The sequence below is a fragment of the Streptomyces qaidamensis genome (genome assembly GCF_001611795.1).
GTDB lineage: Bacteria > Actinomycetota > Actinomycetes > Streptomycetales > Streptomycetaceae > Streptomyces > Streptomyces qaidamensis.
Genome location: NZ_CP015098.1, coordinates 7,892,682 through 7,910,732 on the forward strand (window position 1 = coordinate 7,892,682; position 18,051 = coordinate 7,910,732).

Sequence of the window (18,051 nt, forward strand, 5' to 3'; positions counted from 1 at the left end):
CCTCCCGACGGATCACACGGAGCACCTCCACATGAGCACTGAGTCCACCACCATCCGCTGGGAACAGGACCGCACCGGCCTCGTCACCCTCGTCATCGACGACCCGAACCAGTCCGCGAACACCATGAACCAGGCGTTCCGCGACTCGCTGGCCGCCGTCACCGACCGCCTGGAGGCCGAGAAGGACTCCATCCGGGGCGTCATCATCACCTCCGCGAAGAAGACCTTCTTCGCCGGCGGTGACCTGCGCGACCTCATCCGCGTCACGCCCGAGACGGCCCAGGAGCTGTTCGACGGCGGCATGGCGATCAAGCGGAACCTGCGCCGCATCGAAACCCTCGGCAAGCCGGTCGTCGCCGCCCTCAACGGCGCGGCCCTCGGCGGCGGTTACGAGATCGCCCTGGCCTGCCACCACCGCGTCGCCCTCGACGCCCCCGGCTCCAAGATCGGCTGTCCCGAGGTCACCCTCGGCCTGCTCCCCGGCGGTGGCGGCGTCGTCCGCACCGTCCGCATGCTCGGCATCGCGGACGCCCTGCTGAAGGTCCTCCTCCAGGGCACCCAGTACAACCCCCGCCGCGCCCTGGAGAACGGCCTCGTCGACGAGGTGGCCGACAGCCCGGAGGACATGCTCGCCAAGGCCCGCGCCTTCGTCGACGCCCACCCCGAGTCCCAGCAGCCCTGGGACAAGCCCGGCTATCGCATCCCGGGGGGCACGCCCGCCCACCCCAAGTTCGCCGCGAACCTGCCCGCCTTCCCGGCCAGCCTGCGCAAGCAGACGGGCGGCGCCCCCTACCCGGCGCCGCGCAACATCCTCGCCGCCGCCGTCGAGGGCTCCCAGGTCGACTTCGAGACCGCGCAGGTCATCGAGGCCCGCTACTTCGTGGACCTGGCGGCCGGGCAGACGTCGAAGAACATGATCCAGGCGTTCTTCTTCGACCTCCAGGCGGTCAACTCCGGCGCGAACCGCCCCAAGGGCGTCGAACGGCGCCAGGTCCGCAAGGTCGCCGTCCTCGGCGCCGGCATGATGGGCGCGGGCATCGCCTACTCCTGCGCCCGCGCCGGCATCGACGTCGTCCTGAAGGACGTGTCCCTGGAGGCGGCCCTCAAGGGCAAGGGCTACTCCGAGAAGCTGTGCGCCAAGGCCGTCGCCAAGGGTCGCACGACCCAGGAGAAGGCCGACGCGCTGCTCGCCCGCATCACCGCCACCGCCGAGGTCCAGGACCTGGCCGGCTGCGACGCCGTCATCGAGGCCGTCTTCGAGGACACCTCCCTCAAGCACAAGGTGTTCCAGGAGATCCAGCACGTCGTGGAGCCCGACGCGCTGCTCTGCTCCAACACCTCCACGCTGCCCATCACCGCCCTCGCCGAAGGCGTCGAGCGCCAGGGCGACTTCATCGGCCTGCACTTCTTCTCGCCCGTCGACAAGATGCCGCTGGTCGAGATCATCAAGGGCGAGCGCACCGGCGAGGGGGCCCTGGCCCGCGCCTTCGACCTGGTGCGGCAGATCAACAAGACGCCGATCGTCGTCAACGACTCGCGCGGCTTCTTCACCTCCCGCGTCATCGGCCACTTCATCAACGAGGGCGTCGCCATGGTCGGCGAGGGCATCGAGCCCGCCTCGGTCGAGCAGGCCGCGGCCCAGGCCGGCTACCCGGCCAAGGTGCTGTCCCTGATGGACGAGCTGACGCTCACCCTGCCCCGTAAGATCCGCGCCGAGTCGAAGCGGGCGGTCGAGGAGGCGGGCGGCACCTGGACGGCCCACCCGGCCGAGGCCGTCATCGACCGCATGGTCGACGAGTTCGGCCGCACCGGCCGCAGCGGCGGCGCCGGTTTCTACGACTACGGCGACGACGGCAAGCGCACCGGCCTCTGGCCCGGACTGCGCGAGCACTACACCAAGCCCGGCCACCGGATCCCGTTCCGGGACATGCAGGAACGCATGCTGTTCTCCGAGGCGCTGGACACCGTCCGGCTGCTGGAGGAGGGCGTGCTGACCTCCGTCGCCGACGCCAACATCGGCTCGATCTTCGGCATCGGCTTCCCGGGTTGGACCGGCGGCGTGCTGCAGTACATCAACGGCTACGAGGGTGGCCTGCCCGGCTTCGTGGCACGCGCGCGGGAACTCGCCGAGCACTACGGGGAGCGCTTCGCCCCGCCCGCGCTGCTGGTGGAGAAGGCGGAGAAGGGGGAGCGGTTCAGCGACTCAGCCCGCGTCTGACCCGCCGGACTGCGACGGCCCGGTGAGCCACTCGCCCAGCTCTTCCTTCAGCGACCGCTGAAACGCGGTGAGGAGCGCCTGCACCACCAGCGGGTGCATGTGCGCCGACAGGGACCGCACGTCCCGGGCGTCACGCTCCGCCACCTCACCGCGGAAGAGCTGGGACAGCTCCCGGGCCGCGGCGCGCGCGTGCTCGACGAGCACCTTGCGCGCCGCGAAGATCGCCTCCTGCGAGAGCGGCACGTCCAGCAGCCCGGCGCCCAGCCGGAGCAGACCGAGGTCGGCCTCGTACCCGCCGTCCGCGGGCCGGACCACGCCCATCGCGACGAGCCGCTCGACGTCCTCCTCGCCCAGCGGCCCTCCGGCCCGCCGCTCCAGCTCCGCCCGGGTGACCGTCTCGACGCTCTCCGGCGCCCAGGAGGCCACGACGGCCCGGTGGATGGCGAGGTCGTGCGCGCTCAGATCCGGCGGCAGCTGCCGCAGGTAGCGCTCGATGCCGGCCAGCGTCATGCCCTGCTGCTGCAACTCCTCGATCAGCGCCAGCCGGGCCAGATGCTCGCGCCCGTAGTGGCCCACGCGCCGCGGACCGAGCACCGGCGGGGGCAGCAACCCCTTCGTGCCGTAGAAGCGGACCGTGCGCACCGTGATCCCGGCCCGGGCGGCCAGCTCGTCGATCGTGAGGGTCGGCTCCTCGGTGTCGGTCGTCGTCATGTGCAGCAGTATCGCTGTCTCACCAGTGCTGTGAAACCTCCGGCGACCCAGGTGACCGGTGTGTGAGAAGTAGCGCTCTGTGACGTAGGCCACCGCGTGAGCCGCGCGGCGTGGGGAAGGTGGCCCCTTGGTCTGTGCCTTTACCGAGGGCGCAGACCTTACGTACGTCAGGAAGCCGAGCGCGACCCGCTCGGGCGCACCAGAGAGTGGATCCACCGTGAGCAAGGACGCCGTGAACACGGCAGCAGCCGCATCCCCCAGTGACGCGGCGCAGGTGCCCGCGGATGCGGGTGACGCCGGCTACAGCAAGGACCTCAAGGCCCGTCACGTCAACATGATCGCCATCGGAGGCGCGATCGGCACCGGGCTCTTCCTGGGCGCGGGCGGCCGCCTCCACAGCGCCGGCCCGGCGTTGGCGATCGCCTACCTGGTCTGCGGCATCTTCGCCTTCTTCGTGGTCCGGGCCCTCGGTGAGCTCGTGCTCTACCGCCCGTCCTCGGGCTCCTTCGTGTCGTACGCGCGCGAGTTCCTCGGCGAGAAGGGCGCGTACGTCGCCGGCTGGATGTACTTCCTCAACTGGTCGACCACCGGCATCGCCGACATCACCGCGATCGCGCTCTACACGCATTACTGGAGCCTGTTCACCGACATCCCGCAGTGGGTGCTCGCGCTGGTCGCCCTCGCGGTCGTCCTGGCGGTGAACCTGATCTCGGTGAAGATCTTCGGCGAGATGGAGTTCTGGTTCGCGATCATCAAGGTCGCCACGCTCGTCGGCTTCATGTTCATCGGCATCTTCCTGCTCGCCACGCAGCACGAGGTGGGCGGCCAGACCCCGGGCCTGGGCGTCATCACCGACAACGGCGGCGTCTTCCCGTACGGCATGATGCCCGTCGTCCTCGTCATGCAGGGCGTGATCTTCGCCTACGCCGCGCTGGAGCTGGTCGGTGTCGCCGCGGGCGAGACCGCCGAGCCGGAGAAGGTCGTCCCGCGCGCAGTGAACTCGATCATGTGGCGGGTGGGTCTCTTCTACGTCGGCTCGGTCGTCCTGCTGGCCCTGCTGCTGCCGGGTTCGGTCTACTCCGCCGACCAGAGCCCCTTCGTCACGGTGCTGTCGAAGATCGGCGTCCCGGCCGCGGGCGACGTGATGAACCTGGTGGTCCTCACGGCCGCCATGTCCTCCCTCAACTCCGGCCTGTACTCCACGGGTCGCATCCTGCGCTCCATGGCGATGGCGGGCTCCGCCCCGAAGTTCACCGCACGCATGAACCGCAGCCAGGTCCCCTACGGCGGCATCCTGCTGACCTGCGCGGTGTGCGTGCTCGGCGTCGGCCTGAACTTCCTGGTGCCGGCCCAGGCCTTCGAGATCGTGCTGAACGTCGCCTCCCTCGGCATCATCAGCACCTGGGTGATCATCATGGTCTGTCACCTGGTCTTCGTCCGCCGCGCCAAGGCGGGCCTGGTCACTCGCCCCTCCTTCCGTCTCCCCTTCACCCCGGTCACGGAAATCACCACGATCGTCTTCCTGCTGGCCTGCCTCGGCATGATGTGGAACGACCCCGAGGTCGGCCGCAAGACCCTCCTGCTCATCCCGCTGATCGCGGCCATGCTGGTCGCGGGCTGGTTCGGCATCCGCCGCCGGGTGTCCCGGACGGCGGACCAGGAACTGTCGCAGCTGACGAAGTAGCAGGCCGGAGCCATTGTCAGAGGCTGCGCCTACGGTGGCGTCATGTCGGGGATCACGTATGTGCGGGGTGACGCCACCGTTCCGTCGGTGAAGGGCGTCAAGATCATCGCCCATGTCTGCAACGACATCGGGGGCTGGGGCAAGGGGTTCGTCCTGGCGATATCGCGCCGCTGGCCCGAGCCGGAGGCTGCGTACCGGGCCTGGCACCGGGACCGCGCGGCGAACGACTTCGCCTTGGGCGCGGTGCAGTTCGTCCAGGTCGAACGGTACGTGTGGGTCGCCAACATGATCGGCCAGCGTGGCACCAGAACCGGCAGCAAGGGCGTCCCCGTCCGCTACGAGGCGATCGACACGGCGCTGGAGACCCTGGCCGGGAAGGCCGGTGAACTGGGTGGCTCGGTGCACATGCCCCGCATCGGCTGCGGCCTGGCCGGCGGCCGGTGGACCCGTGTCGAGCCGCTGGTCGAGGAGCGGCTGGTGCGACGGGGCATACGGGTGACGGTGTACGACCACGGGGAGTGAGGCCGCGGCCCGTCCCGCCGGCTCAGCCCTGGCTGTCGAAGGCCCGCACCAGGCAGCCGGCGAGGCGCTGTGCGATGGTGCCCTCGGAGTCCAGGCGGGGGTTGAAGATCGCGACGGTGAGGCCGACGGCACCGCCGCCGGTCAGGGCCGTGCGCAGGACGGTCTCCAGCTCCTGCCAGGTCAGCCCGTCCGGCTGCCGGTAGTCGACGGCGGGCATGACCGCGTCGTCCAGCACGTCGACGTCGAGATGGACCCAGTACCCGGCGTCCGCGCCGCCGCCGGTCAGCAGCCCGACCGCGCGCCGGGCCGCCTCGGCCGCCCCCAGGGCGCGCACGGTGTCCAGCCCCATCGAGTGCAGCGCGGACGGCAGCGGCTGCATCCCGTACGACGCGGACTCCTCCGCGTCCCGGAACCCCAGGGCGACGACGTCCTCGTCCCGCACGAGCGGGCCCCGGCCCTCCAGGTCGGCCAGCACGCGCGGGCCGCGCCCGGTGGCCAGGGCGAGCTCCATGGAGGCCACCTCACCGGCCGGCTCCGCCGACGGCTGGTAGAAGTCGCTGTGCCCGTCCAGGAAGAGCAGACCGTGCCGGTCGCGGCGGCGCAGCGCGAGCAGGATGCCGAGCAGCACGCTGCAGTCACCGCCCAGCACGACGGGGAACCGGCCCCGGTCGAGGACGCCGCCCACCGCGTCGGCCAGCGCACCGGAGTACGCGGCGATGCCGCCCGGGTTGAGGAGCCCCGTCGCCGGGTCCCGCTCCGGCTCGTACGGCGGCGGCTCGACCCGGCCCGCGCGCACCGCCCCCAGCCCCTCGGCCAGCCCGGCCCCCAGGAGCGCCGCGGGCAGCTCCTCGACACCGGTGGGGCGCAGCCCGAGCACGGACGGTGCCTCGACGATCGCCACGTTCCGCACGTCCGGCTCCTCGTTCAGCCCGGCATAGCCGCCGGGCGGAGGCGCCCGGTGCGTGGGCTCAACCGTAGACCGCGGGGCAAGGGGAAGCGCGTTGTCCGGGGGCCGGCGGGGGCGTTGCACCATCCGGCGCAGGGGGGGGCGCCACGCCGCGCCCACCCGTGCCGCCCCAGCGCCGGACTGTCCGCCGCTGTGTGGCCCGCTCGGACGGGTAGCCAACGAGGCGACTACTTGCAGCCGAGCGGGACCGGGAGGCAGCGGTGCGGCGCCCGGCTTGCGGGAGCGGGCTGGGTGCGGGCCACCCGGGGCAGGGCGGTCCACCTCGCCCGCAACACCCTGCCCGGCCCTGAGCGGACGCGCTCGTCCGGTCCTGGTGGGTCCGGCCTGCCCAACCTCGGCGGATTCCTGGTGCCCGGCCCTGAGCGGACGCGCCCGTCCGGTCCTGGTGGGTCCGGCCTGCCCAACCTCGGCGGATTCCTGGTGCCCGGCCCTGAGCGGACCCGCCCGTCCGGTCCTGGTGGCTCCGGCCTGCCCAACCTCGGCGGATTCCCGGTGCCCGACCCTGAGCGGACGCGTCCGCCCGGACCCGACTCGCCCCGGCCACCGTCACCCCACGTATGCCAACCCTCGGCGAAGCCAAAAGCCCTCAGCGGCGCCCGGCCCCGTGTCCGGGCTCCCCGTGTCCGCGTTCCCCGTGCCCGTGCACCCCGTGCCCGTGCACCCCGTTCGTCGCAGCGATCCGCTTCCACGACCTGGGCTGGGACACGCCCTTCACTCCCTCCGCCCCCTCGGCCACCGCCGCGGCCCGAGCCGCCGGCGCCCCCGGCTTCGACGGCTGGAACAGCCACGTGTCGAACAGCGCGGCCAGCGGCTTGCCCGACACCTCCTCCGCGTACCGCTGGAAGTCCGCCACCGATGCGTTGCCGTGGGCGTACTTCGTCGGCCAGCCCTTGAGGACCTCGAAGAACGCCTCGTCGCCGATCTTGTTGCGCAGTGCCTGGACGGCCAGCGCGCCGCGGTCGTAGACGGCGATGTCGAACTGGTTCTCGGGGCCGGGGTCCCCCGGCTTCACCGTCCAGAACGGGTCGTCGGCCGGATGGGAGGCGTACACGTAGTCGGCGAGTTCCTGCGCCGTGCCCTCGCCCTCGTGTTCGGACCACAGCCACTGCGCGTACCGCGCGAACCCCTCGTTGATCCAGATGTCCTTCCAGCGCTTGAGCGACACCTCGTCGCCGTACCACTGGTGGGCCAGCTCATGGACGACGACGGACACGTTCGACCCGTTCGCGAACTGCCGAGGGCTGTAGAACGGCCGGGTCTGGGTCTCCAGGGCGTACCCGGTGTTCGTGTTCGGCACGTACCCGCCGAGCGCGTTGTACGGGTACGGCCCGAAGTACCCGGCGAGCCAGTCCGCGACCTCCCCGGTCCGTTCGAGGCTCGCCCGTGCCGCCCCGGCGTGGGCGCCGAGAGCCTTGCTGTAGGCGTTGAGAACCGGGATACCACCCTCGGTGGTGCCGGTGGTGATGTCGAACTTCCCGACCGCGAGCGTGGCGAGGTACGTGGCCTGCGGCTGGTCGGACCGCCAGTTCCAGCGGGTCCAGCCGAGCCGTGAACTCGTCGACTGCAGCGTGCCGTTGGAGATGGCCTGGGTGCCGTCCGGGACGAGCACGGACACGTCGTAGGTCGCCTTGTCGAGCGGATGGTCGTTGCTCGGGAACCACCAAGCGGCAGCTTCGGGCTCGTTCGCCGCGACGCCCCCGTCCGGGGTGCGGTGCCAGCTCGTGAAACCGTGGGCCTGCTTCGACGACGGCACCCCGCGGTAGCGCACGACGACCGTGACGGGCGCGCCTTCGGTCAACGGGGTCCTCGGCGTGATCTCCAGCTCCTGCTCGCCCGAGGTCCGGAACGAGGCCTTCACCCCGTTGACGCGCACCTCGCCGACGTCCAGCAGGAAGTCCAGATTGAAGCTCGACAGGTCCTGCGTGGCGCGGGCGACGAGGGTCGCCGTGCCCTCCAGTTCGTCCGTGGCCGGCTGGTACTTCAGCCGGAGGTCGTAGTGGGAGACGTCGTAGCCGCCGTTGCCGTAGTCCGGGTAGTACGGGTCGCCGATGCCCGGCGCGCCGGGGGAGTGGGGCGCGGCCGATGCCGGGATCGCCAGCAGGAGAACGGTCGCTGCCAGGGCTCCCGGCGCGATGATTCTGCGGTGCACGCAAGGCTCCAAGTCGTAGAGTCCCGAGGTCTGTCGGGGATCTGTCCAGGGTCGAGGTCCGGGATCTGTCCGGGATCTGTCCGGAGCCTATTGACTCCCTGTGCCTCTGATCATGTCCATGGCCCCTGCTGTCACACGATCGCCATTCGGCCGACATGAGACAGCCGACATGAGACAGCCGACGTGAGACAGCCGACGTGAGACAGCCGGCATGGGACACCCGCCCCGAAGGCCCGCTCCGGACACGCCGGTCCGTCAGCTGCCCTCTTCTGCACGGCAGTTCACCGATGTACCGTCCGGCGCATGCCGAAACGCACGCGCTTCACGACCTGGAGACCGCTCGCGACGGCGGCCACGGCCGCCCTCTTGGCCACCCTGATCACCCCGGCGGCCGTACAGGCCGCACCGGCCGCACCGGCCGCCCCGAGCGGCAGCGAACCCGTCTACTCCTACAAGAACGCCATCCGCGAGGCCGTCTGGGTGGACACCGGGCTCGACGGAGACCGCGACGGAAAGACCGACCGGGTCGCCGTCGACATCGTCCGCCCCCGCGAAGCCGCCCGGCAGGGCCGCAAGATCCCCGTCATCATGGACGCCAGCCCGTACTACTCCTGCTGCGGGCGCGGCAACGAGAGCCAGAAGAAGACGTACGACGCGCAGGGCCGTGTCGCGCAGATGCCGCTGTACTACGACAACTACTTCGTCCCGCGCGGCTACGCCTTCGTCGGCGTCGACCTGGCCGGAACCAATCGCTCCGACGGCTGCGTAGACGTCGGCGGCCGCTCCGACGTCCAGTCCGCCAAGGCCGTCGTCGACTGGCTGAACGGCCGCGCCAAGGCCTACACGAGCCGCACGGGCGCCACCCGCGCCCAGGCCGGCTGGACCAACGGCCGCACCGGCATGATCGGCAAGAGCTGGGACGGCACCATCGCCAACGGTGTGGCCGCCACCGGCGTCAAGGGCCTGAAGACCATCGTCCCCATCAGCGCCATCTCCTCCTGGTACGACTACTACTTCCAGCAGGGCGCCCCCCTCTACGACTCCGGCCCCGCGTGGCTGTCGGACTACGTCAACAGCCCCGACGCCCGCGCCAAGTGCGGTGCCGTCCAGCAGAAGCTCACCGATGGCGCCCCGCGCACCGGCGACTGGACGCCGCTGTGGACCGAGCGCGACTACGTGAAGGCCGCGCGCAAGGTCAAGGCCAGCGTCTTCCTCGTCCACGGCATGCAGGACCTCAACGTCCGCATGAAGCACGTCGGTCCGTGGTGGGACGCCTTGGCGAAGAACGGCGTCAAGCGCAAGATCTGGCTGTCCCAGACCGGCCACGTCGACCCCTTCGACTTCCGGCGCGGCGCCTGGGTCGAGACGCTGCACCGCTGGTTCGACCACGAACTCATGGGCCTCGACAACGGCATCGACCGCGAGCCCATGGCCGACATCGAACGCGCGCCCGACCGGTGGGACACCTCCCGGGTCTGGCCGCCGAGCGGCACCCGGGCCGCCACCTTGCGCCCCGACCGGGGCCCCCAGGCCGGTGTCGGCACCCTCGGCCTGCGGCGCGGCGACGGCACCGAGAGCTTCACCGACGACCCGAAGCTGAGCGAGACCGACTGGGCCGCCCGGATCGACCAGCCGACACCGGAGAAGGCCGGCTTCGTCACCGGACCGCTCACCCGCGGCCTGCGCCTGTCCGGCTCCTCAGAGGTCACCGTCACCGTGACGCCCTCCACGCCGACGGCCCACCTCTCCGCCGTCCTCGTGGACATCGGCCCCGCCACCATCCGTGACTACGCCGACGCCGGCGAAGGCATCACCACCCTCACCGACCGCACCTGCTGGGGCGCGAACACCACCGGCGACAGCCCCTGCTTCAAGGAGACGAAGGCGAAGACCGCCGACGTCGACTACACCGTCGTCAGCCGCGGCTGGGCCGACCTCGGCAACCACGCCTCCGACCACAAGGGCTCCCCGCTCACCCCGGGCAAGCGGTACACGATCACCCTCGACCTGGCGGCCACCGACCACGTCGTACCGAAGGGCCACCGCCTGGCGCTGATCGTCGCGGGCACGGACAAGGACCTCATCGACCCTCCCACTGACCGGCCGAAGCTCACGCTCGATCTGTCCCGCACCTCGGCGCGCGTCCCGTTCGTCGGCGGAACCACCGCCTTCGCCCGCGCCACCGCGGGGACCGCGTCCGCCACCCCCGACGCCACGATCCTGGACGGCGTACGGGAGCCGCGCACCGCGCACAGCGTCCCGGGGGGAAACCGGTGACCCGCCTCGGCGCCCTCGTCCTGACCACCGCCGCCCTCACGGCCTCCCTGGTCGCCGCACCGGCCCAGGCGGTCACCGACTCCCCGCCCCGCACCGGCTTCGAGCAGTCCAACGGCGCCCGCTGGACCACCCAGTCCGAGGAGCAGGACTTCCTCAGGGCGGTCGACCGCTCCAGTGGCCGCGTCTCCCTGACCCGCTTCGGCACGACGAAGCAGGACCGTCCGCTCCGGCTGGTGCGTATCGGCACCCGCCCGAGCCCCAGCAAGGTGCTGCTCGTGTGCAGCCAGCACGGCGACGAGCCCTCCGGCCGCGAGGCCTGCCTGACCACCGTCCGCGACCTCGCGTACGCCCGGGACAGCCGCACCCGGCGCTTCCTCGACCGCACCACGGTCCTGGTCGTGCCCACCGCCAACCCGGACGGCCGGGCCGCTGACACCCGCGGCAACGGCGACGGCGTCGACATCAACCGCGACCACCTCGCCCTGAAGACCGCCGAGGGCCGCGCCCTGGCCGCCCTCATCCGCGACCAGCGTCCCGACGTCGTCTACGACCTGCACGAGTACGGCGCCACCCCGCCGTACTACGACAAGGACCTCTTCGACCTGTGGCCGCGCAACCTCAACACCCACGAGGCGGTCCACGACGAGGCCGGGACCCTGTCCGAGGCGTACGTCCGGCCCGCCGCCCGGCGGGCCGGACACTCGACCGGCACCTATGGCATCTGGACCGACCCGGAGACCGGTGAGCCGGTCAAACAGGTCGCCGGCGACGGACAGGAGCGCATTCTGCGCAACATGTCCGGTGTGAAGCACTCCGTCGGGCTGCTCATCGAGAGCCGCGTGGACCCGCTCACGGAGGCGGAGAAGGCGGACGAGGCCCTGAACAACCGGCGCCGGGTCACCTCCCAGCTCGATGCCCTCAAGGGCCTGTTCGGATACGCCGACCAGCGCCGCGGCAGGATCGAGGCGGCGACGACCGGGGCCCGGCTCGCCGGCTACTCCGCCACCGGGCCGGTCTACGTCGGCGGCGCCGACAACGATCCGCCCGAACCGGCCGAAATCATCCAGAATCCACCCTGCGGTTACCGGCTCACCGCCGCCCAGTACGCCGAGGTCGGCGACGAACTCGCCCTGCACGGCGTGCGCGTGCGCAAGGACAGCGCAGGCGTGCTCGTCCCCCTGCGCCAACCCCTGCGGGCGCTCGTACCGCTGCTGCTCGACGACCGGGCCGAGTACCACCTGACCGGAGGTTCACCCGAAACCGCATGCTGAGAGGGGTGAAATTCCGCCATACGTGGTAGCAGCGTTACGGAGGACCTGGTCCTCCCCTGCTTTCCCAGATGAAAGGTGCCGCCTGTGACGCAAGAACGACCAAGCGACAAGGGCTCCCCGGACGGAGTCGCGCTGCCGGGGTCGGAAGCGGGCCTGCCCGGTCGGGACCGGCCGCAGACCGACCGCATCGTCTTCGGCGTCACGGCGGTGCTCACCCTCGCCTTCGTGGCCTGGGGCGCCGCGGCGACCGACTCGCTCGAAGACGTCTCCACCAGCATGCTCAGCGGCCTGATGCACAACGGCGGCTGGGCGTTCATGCTCGCCGCCTCCGGCTTCGTGGTCTTCGCCCTCTGGCTCGCGATCAGCCGCTACGGCCGTATTCACCTCGGCGCGGAGGGCGAGGAACCCGAGTTCCGCACGGTGTCCTGGGTCGCGATGATGTTCAGCGCGGGCATGGGCATCGGCCTGATGTTCTACGGCGTGAGCGAGCCGCTGTCGCACTACGGCACGCCCCCGCCGGGATCCAACCCGGCCGACTCCGGCGATCGCATGGAGACGGCCATGGCCACCACCCTGTTCCACTGGACGCTCCACCCCTGGGCGATCTACGCCGTGGTGGGCCTCGCCATCGCCTACAGCACCTTCCGCAGGCGGCGCCGGCAGACCATCAGCGCCGTCTTCACCCCGCTGATCGGCAAGAAGAACGCCAACGGCGGCATCGGCCGGGCCATCGACATCCTCGCGATCATCGCGACCGTCTTCGGCTCCGCCGCCTCCCTGGGGCTCGGCGCGCTCCAGATCGGCTCCGGTGTGCAGGAGCTGAAGTGGATGGACGAGGTGAGCACCGGGCTGCTCGTCACGATCATCGCGGTGCTGACCCTGGCCTTCGTCGCGTCCGCGATCTCCGGTGTGGAGAAGGGCATCCAGTGGCTGTCCAACACCAACATGGTGCTGGCGCTGGTGCTCGCCCTGTTCGTGTTCGTGGCGGGCCCGACCATCATCGTCCTCGACCTGCTGCCCACCTCCGTCTTCGCCTATCTCGGCGATCTGCCCCAGCTGGCCGGCCGGACCGAGGCGAGCGGCGGCGAGGGCGTCGCCGACTGGCTGAGCAGCTGGACGGTCTTCTACTGGGCGTGGTGGATCTCCTGGACGCCGTTCGTCGGCATGTTCATCGCCCGCATCAGCCGCGGCCGCACGATCCGCCAGTTCGTCGGCGGTGTCATCCTCGTGCCCAGCACGGTCAGCCTGGTCTGGTTCGCGATCTTCGGTGGCTCTGCGATGAAGATGCAGGAGGACGGGCGGCTCGCCAAGGAGGCGACCCCGGAGGGCCAGCTCTTCGGCGTCCTCCAGCAGTTCCCCATCGCCACGGTCACGAGCCTGCTCGTGATGATCCTCGTCGGCATCTTCTTCGTCTCCGGCGCCGACGCGGCCTCGATCGTCATGGGCACCCTGTCGCAGAAGGGCGCCCTCGAACCCGGCCGCTTCGTGGTGGTGTTCTGGGGCGTGGTCACCGGTGCCGTGGCCGCGATCATGCTGCTCGTCGGCAGCGGGCAGGGCGACGCCCTGACCGGTCTGCAGAACCTCACGATCCTCGCGGCGGCCCCGTTCGTCATCGTGATGATCTTCATGTGTATCGCCCTGATGCGCGACCTTCGCCGCGACCCGGTGATCGTGCGTGAGCAGATGGGCTCCGAAGCCGTCGAAATGGCCGTCATGGCAGGCCACAAGAAATACGACGGCGACTTCGAGTTCCGCGTCGGCCCGGGCCGCGGCCCGGACGTGGAGGGCGACCCGATCGGCAAGCACTGATCCGCCCGGCGAAGGGCGGCCCGGGTTCATCCGACCCGGGCCGCCCTTGCGCTGCGGACGGCGCCGCGTGTCCTCAGCCGGACACCAGCCGCGCCGCCTCCTGCGCACACCCCCAGGCCACGGTGACGCCCGCGCCGCCGTGGCCGTAGTTGTGCACCAGGAGCCGCCCGTCCGGCAGGGCGTCGCGCTCCAGCCGGACCGCCGGCCGGGTGGGCCGCAGACCGACCCGGTGCTCCAGCACGCGGGCCCCGGCGATCTCCGGCCTGAGCGCCGCGCAGCGGCGGACGATCGCCTCGGCCGTCGCGGGGTCGGGCTCCAGCGACCACACGTCCTCCTCGGAGGTACCGCCGAGGACGAGCCCGCCCGGCTGCGGGAACAGGTACGCGTGCTCCCCGGCCGCGTCGGTGGTGACCAGCCAGTTGTCGATCCCGGGATTCTCCACGACGACCAGCTGGCCCCGCACGGGTCGCACGGAGGGGTCCGGCACGAGCTCCCGCGCGGCGAGGCCCGTGCAGTTGACCACGGCGTCCGCGTCCACCTCCGCGAACCCGGACACCGCATGCGCCTCGACCACACCCCCTGCCGCGACGAACCGCTCCCGCAGCCACCGCAGGTGGGTCGGCATGTCGATCAGGGGCAGCCGTGCCCAGAGGCCCGTGCCCTCGTACTCGCCGGCCGTGGCCGCCCGCAGCCCCGGCACCCGGCCCGCCAGCCACGCGTCGGCCTCGTCGAGACCGGTCTCGCCCAGTACCCCTTCGACCATGCGTACGCCGGCCGGTTCGTCCCGTGCGGCCAGCTCCTCGTACACCTCCAGCGACCGCAGCGCCCACCTCCGCGCCGTCGCGACCGGCTCGATCCGGTACGGCCACCACAGCGCACCCGCAACGGCTGAGGTGGTCGCCTCGACGGGGTCCCGCGTCCACACCCGCACCCGCCGCCCGCCCTCGGCGAGAGCCAGGGCCGTCGACAGCCCGACCCCCCCGCCCCCGACCACCACGATCTCGCCCCTCGCATCGTTCACCATGCCCGGACCGTAGCGGAATGTGTCATGCCGTGCTCACATCACGCGCAGTGTGGGGATACTCACAGCATGTGTGCCGAGTATGCGACCTTCGGCCTGGCTCCCGCGATGCGGGCCGGGGGAGTCCTCAACGACGGTGGTTACCAGGTCCACCGGGATTTCGTGGACTTCATCGTCGACGGACGCCCGCTGCTGTTCCAGCTCTCCGACCTCGACGCGGTCTCTCCACTCGCCTCCGACGTCCCTCCCGCCATCTTCACCGCCCAGGTCCGCAGCCTGCTTCTGGAGAGCGAGGCCCCGCTGCCCGGCGGCCGTTACGTCGTCTACGGCTGTCCGGAGTGCGAGGACCTGGCCTGCGGAGCCGTCACCGCGGTCATCCAGGGCGACGGCGAGGACTTCATCTGGCGGGACTTCGCCTGGCAGACCGACGAACACGCCGATCTGGAGCTCAACGGCTACCGCGGCATCGGCCCGTTCCGGTTCCGCGGCGCGGAATACCGCACGGCACTGGGCGCCCTGCTGAACGGCTCCGCCCCCGGCCCCCCGCGCCGCGTGCTGCTGATCGGCGCCCGCGTCGCCGTCCTCGCCAAGCTCGCGGCGGCATTGCGCACCATCGGTGTCGGCGCGGACATCGCACATGACGCCGATGGCGTGCCCCCGGACGAACTCCGCGGCTACGGCGCCGTCGCCTTCGGCCACGCGGCCGGCGAGCAGGAACGTGCCGCCGTCCGCCGCGCCTTCGAGCGGGCCGGGGTCACGGTCGCCCACGTCGACGGCCTCGCCCCGATCGTCCCGCTCCTCGTCGCCCAGATCGAACACGCGCTGGACCGCAGCCCGGCAGGCCGGCGCCGCCTCACCGGCCTGACCGCCGCCGACGGCGGCGCGGACGTCGAGGTCACCTCCGCCTGCCGCGTCACCCTCACCGCCTACCGCATCGACCGGCTTTCCCGCACCCACACCCACGAGATCTTCGACGGCGTCCTCGAACCGGGCCGCCACCGCGTCGCCCTCGACGCCAAAGCGGTCCGGGGCCGGTCGTTCGTCGTGGCCCGTACCGCCGGGAGCGTCCTGGTGGCGGCCGTGAACCACTGAGGGGTCCGGCCGTCAGGATCGGACGGGCCTGGTGAAAGGACCCCTGAGCGGCCCGACCGTTAGGATCGGCGCTCTGATGACTGCCACCCTCGTCGCCAAGAACCTCACCGCCGGCCACGGCGACCGCTCCCTGTTCACCGGCCTCGACCTCGTCGTCGCGCCCGGCGACGTGATCGGGCTGGTCGGAGCCAACGGCGCGGGCAAGTCCACCCTGCTCAGGATGCTCGCGGGGCTCACCGCACCCGAGCAGGGCGAACTGCGCCTGTCCCCGCCGGCCGCCACCGTCGGCCACCTCCCGCAGGAGCCGGACCGCCGGCCCGGCGAGACGGTCCGGGCGTTCCTGGCCCGCCGCACGGGCGTCGCCGAGGCCCAGCGCACCATGGACGAGGCGACCCAGGCCCTGGTCGACGGGGCGCCCGGTGCCGACGACGCCTACGCCACCAGCCTGGAGCGCTGGCTCGGCCTCGGCGGCGCCGACCTCGACGAACGGGCCGAGGAGGTCGCCGACACCCTCGGTCTCGCCGTCGGCCTGGACCAGCCGATGACGTCGCTGTCCGGAGGCCAGGCGGCCCGCGCGGGTCTCGCCTCCCTGCTGCTGTCCCGCTACGACGTCTTCCTCCTCGACGAGCCGACCAACGACCTCGACCTGGACGGCCTGGAGCGCCTGGAACGCTTCGTGAGCGGCCTGCGCGCCGGTACCGTCGTCGTCAGCCACGACCGTGAGTTCCTCACCCGCACCGTCACCAAGGTGCTCGAACTCGACCTCGCCCAGCGGCAGATCAACCTCTTCGGAGGTGGCTACGAGGCCTACCTGGAGGAGCGGGAGGTCGCCCGCCGGCACGCCCGCGACGAGTTCGAGGAGTACGCCGACAAGAAGAGCGCCCTCCAGGACCGCGCGCAGATGCAGCGCTCCTGGATGGACAAGGGCGTGAAGAACGCGCGCCGCAAGGCGAACAACGACAACGACAAGATCGGCCGCAAGTTCCGCAGCGAGGCCAGCGAGAAGCAGGCCGCGAAGGCCCGCCAGACCCAGCGCATGATCGAGCGCCTCGATGTGGTCGAAGAGCCCCGCAAGGAGTGGGACCTGCGCATGGAGATCGCGTCGGCCCCGCGCTCGGGCGCCGTCGTCGCGACGCTGCGGGACGCCGAGGTGCGCCGCGGCGGCTTCGTCCTCGGCCCCGTGAGCCTGCAGATCGACTGGGCGGACCGGGTGGCGGTGACGGGCGCGAACGGCGCCGGCAAGTCCACGCTGCTCGCCGCCCTGCTCGGCCGCGTCCCGCTGGACGCCGGGCACGCCGCGCTCGGCTCGGGTGTCCTGCTCGGCGAGGTCGACCAGGCCCGCAAGCTGTTCCACGGCGAGGAGTCCCTGCTCGACGCCTTCCGTACGGCCGTACCGGACACCGAACCGGTCGAGATCCGCACCCTCCTGGCCAAGTTCGGCCTCAAGTCGGACCACGTCCTGCGCCCCGCGGCGAGCCTCTCTCCGGGCGAGCGCACCCGGGCCGCCCTGGCGCTGCTCCAGGGCCGGGGCGTCAACCTCCTGGTCCTCGACGAGCCGACCAACCACCTCGACCTGCCCGCCATCGAGCAACTGGAGTCCGCGCTCGACGCCTACGAGGGCACCCTCCTGCTGGTCACCCACGACCGCCGCATGCTGGACGCCGTGCACGTCACCCGCCGCCTGGAGGTGGCGGACGGCAAGGTGACCGAGCGCTAACGGGCCGTCAGGCGCGTGGCCAGGGACGGATAGTCGACGACGAACCCCTTCTCGTCGAACTCCAGGTCGCTCCGGAAGTCGCCGGAGGCGAAGCGGACCCGCCCGGGCCCGAGATGCGTGTACGTCTGCCGCGACGGCCGCACCGCCAGGTCCGGCACCGAGACCCAGGCCATCAGGAACTCCCGCTCGCCGTGCGTCCGGTGGAGCCCGTGCCGCAGCACCGGCATGGTGTTCGTGAGCGGGCACAGCCCGAGGTCGCAGTCGAGAGCTCCGTCGACGTCCGGGAGAGGCTCACCGTTCGCGTTCCAGCCGCCCTCGCCGTCGTGGAGCAGATCGAGCGTGCGGACCTCGACCGCGGACTCGGTCGTGACCCGTAGCCGACGGGTCACGAAGCGGTCGGCGGTGTCGAGTTCGTAGGTGACCCAGTAGGGCGCGGGTGCGAACCCGACGGCCCGCCCCCGCGCCCGGAGCACACCTTCCCCGAGTTCGGGCCAGGCGGTCTCGAACCCCCTGCTTGCGAACACTTCCCAGGTGATGGCAGACATGCCCTCACCCTAGGTCTGGAAGAAGCGAAGCTCCTCTCACAGGGGCGCGGGGCTGTGTCGATCGGCGG

General features: G+C 71.6%; 13 protein-coding genes. 8 read left to right on the plus strand and 5 right to left on the minus strand.

The window, feature by feature from the left end; translation table 11 throughout:
* The first annotated feature begins 31 nt into the window (after positions 1–31).
* Entirely contained in the window at positions 32–2,218 is a 2,187-nt protein-coding gene (locus A4E84_RS34605; protein WP_062930320.1) for a 3-hydroxyacyl-CoA dehydrogenase NAD-binding domain-containing protein, read from the plus strand.
* On the opposite strand, the gene A4E84_RS34610 is transcribed toward A4E84_RS34605, so the two are convergent.
* Positions 2,204–2,929, minus strand: a complete 726-nt coding sequence (locus tag A4E84_RS34610; protein WP_062930321.1) for a MerR family transcriptional regulator — start codon at positions 2,927–2,929, stop codon at positions 2,204–2,206. The genes A4E84_RS34605 and A4E84_RS34610 overlap by 15 nt on opposite strands.
* 217 nt (positions 2,930–3,146) lie before the next feature.
* Between A4E84_RS34610 and A4E84_RS34615 the strand changes: the two genes are divergently transcribed.
* Positions 3,147–4,613 (plus strand): amino acid permease, encoded by a 1,467-nt coding sequence (locus A4E84_RS34615; protein ID WP_062930322.1) that lies wholly within the window; start codon positions 3,147–3,149, stop codon positions 4,611–4,613.
* A 42-nt stretch (positions 4,614–4,655) separates the two neighbouring features.
* Positions 4,656–5,135 (plus strand): macro domain-containing protein, encoded by a 480-nt coding sequence (locus A4E84_RS34620; RefSeq protein WP_062930323.1) that lies wholly within the window; start codon positions 4,656–4,658, stop codon positions 5,133–5,135.
* Between the two features lie 22 nt (positions 5,136–5,157).
* On the opposite strand, the gene A4E84_RS34625 is transcribed toward A4E84_RS34620, so the two are convergent.
* Both A4E84_RS34625 and A4E84_RS34630 read right to left on the minus strand, forming a co-directional pair.
* On the minus strand, positions 5,158–6,045 hold the full coding sequence (locus A4E84_RS34625) for an arginase family protein (protein ID WP_062930324.1): 888 nt from the start codon (positions 6,043–6,045) through the stop codon (positions 5,158–5,160).
* 643 nt (positions 6,046–6,688) lie between these two features.
* Entirely contained in the window at positions 6,689–8,251 is a 1,563-nt protein-coding gene (locus tag A4E84_RS34630) for a M1 family metallopeptidase (RefSeq protein ID WP_062930325.1), read from the minus strand.
* Positions 8,252–8,554: 303 nt separating this feature from the next.
* Between A4E84_RS34630 and A4E84_RS34635 the strand changes: the two genes are divergently transcribed.
* The 3 genes from A4E84_RS34635 (at position 8,555) to A4E84_RS34645 (ending at position 13,608) form a co-directional block, all read left to right on the plus strand.
* Positions 8,555–10,528 (plus strand): Xaa-Pro dipeptidyl-peptidase, encoded by a 1,974-nt coding sequence (locus A4E84_RS34635; RefSeq protein WP_062930326.1) that lies wholly within the window; start codon positions 8,555–8,557, stop codon positions 10,526–10,528.
* Positions 10,525–11,799: a M14 family metallopeptidase gene (locus A4E84_RS34640; RefSeq protein ID WP_062930327.1), complete on the plus strand. Its 1,275-nt coding sequence runs from the start codon at positions 10,525–10,527 to the stop codon at positions 11,797–11,799. The genes A4E84_RS34635 and A4E84_RS34640 overlap by 4 nt, the downstream gene beginning before the upstream one ends.
* 84 nt (positions 11,800–11,883) lie before the next feature.
* Complete coding sequence (locus A4E84_RS34645) at positions 11,884–13,608, plus strand: BCCT family transporter (RefSeq protein WP_062930328.1); 1,725 nt, start codon at positions 11,884–11,886, stop codon at positions 13,606–13,608.
* Between the two features lie 73 nt (positions 13,609–13,681).
* On the opposite strand, the gene A4E84_RS34650 is transcribed toward A4E84_RS34645, so the two are convergent.
* The gene (locus tag A4E84_RS34650) at positions 13,682–14,632 is read right to left on the minus strand and encodes an NAD(P)/FAD-dependent oxidoreductase (protein WP_062930329.1); all 951 of its coding nucleotides are present in this window, start codon (positions 14,630–14,632) and stop codon (positions 13,682–13,684) included.
* Positions 14,633–14,698: 66 nt separating this feature from the next.
* Between A4E84_RS34650 and A4E84_RS34655 the strand changes: the two genes are divergently transcribed.
* Positions 14,699–15,721, plus strand: a complete 1,023-nt coding sequence (locus A4E84_RS34655; protein WP_062930330.1) for a hypothetical protein — start codon at positions 14,699–14,701, stop codon at positions 15,719–15,721.
* Between the two features lie 76 nt (positions 15,722–15,797).
* Positions 15,798–17,438, plus strand: a complete 1,641-nt coding sequence (locus tag A4E84_RS34660; protein ID WP_062930331.1) for an ABC-F family ATP-binding cassette domain-containing protein — start codon at positions 15,798–15,800, stop codon at positions 17,436–17,438.
* Here A4E84_RS34660 and A4E84_RS34665 read toward each other — a convergent pair.
* Positions 17,435–17,983 (minus strand): putative glycolipid-binding domain-containing protein, encoded by a 549-nt coding sequence (locus tag A4E84_RS34665; protein WP_062930332.1) that lies wholly within the window; start codon positions 17,981–17,983, stop codon positions 17,435–17,437. The genes A4E84_RS34660 and A4E84_RS34665 overlap by 4 nt on opposite strands.
* Between the last annotated feature and the right edge of the window lie 68 nt (positions 17,984–18,051).

Coding starts and splice junctions, on each gene's coding strand:
- A4E84_RS34605 (WP_062930320.1), top strand. CDS start 32: ATGAGCACTGAGTCCACCACCATCCGCTGGGAACAGGACCGCACCGGC.
- A4E84_RS34610 (WP_062930321.1), bottom strand. CDS start 2,929: ATGACGACGACCGACACCGAGGAGCCGACCCTCACGATCGACGAGCTG.
- A4E84_RS34635 (WP_062930326.1), top strand. CDS start 8,555: ATGCCGAAACGCACGCGCTTCACGACCTGGAGACCGCTCGCGACGGCG.
- A4E84_RS34620 (WP_062930323.1), top strand. CDS start 4,656: ATGTCGGGGATCACGTATGTGCGGGGTGACGCCACCGTTCCGTCGGTG.
- A4E84_RS34655 (WP_062930330.1), top strand. CDS start 14,699: ATGTGTGCCGAGTATGCGACCTTCGGCCTGGCTCCCGCGATGCGGGCC.
- A4E84_RS34660 (WP_062930331.1), top strand. CDS start 15,798: ATGACTGCCACCCTCGTCGCCAAGAACCTCACCGCCGGCCACGGCGAC.
- A4E84_RS34650 (WP_062930329.1), bottom strand. CDS start 14,632: ATGGTGAACGATGCGAGGGGCGAGATCGTGGTGGTCGGGGGCGGGGGG.
- A4E84_RS34665 (WP_062930332.1), bottom strand. CDS start 17,983: ATGTCTGCCATCACCTGGGAAGTGTTCGCAAGCAGGGGGTTCGAGACC.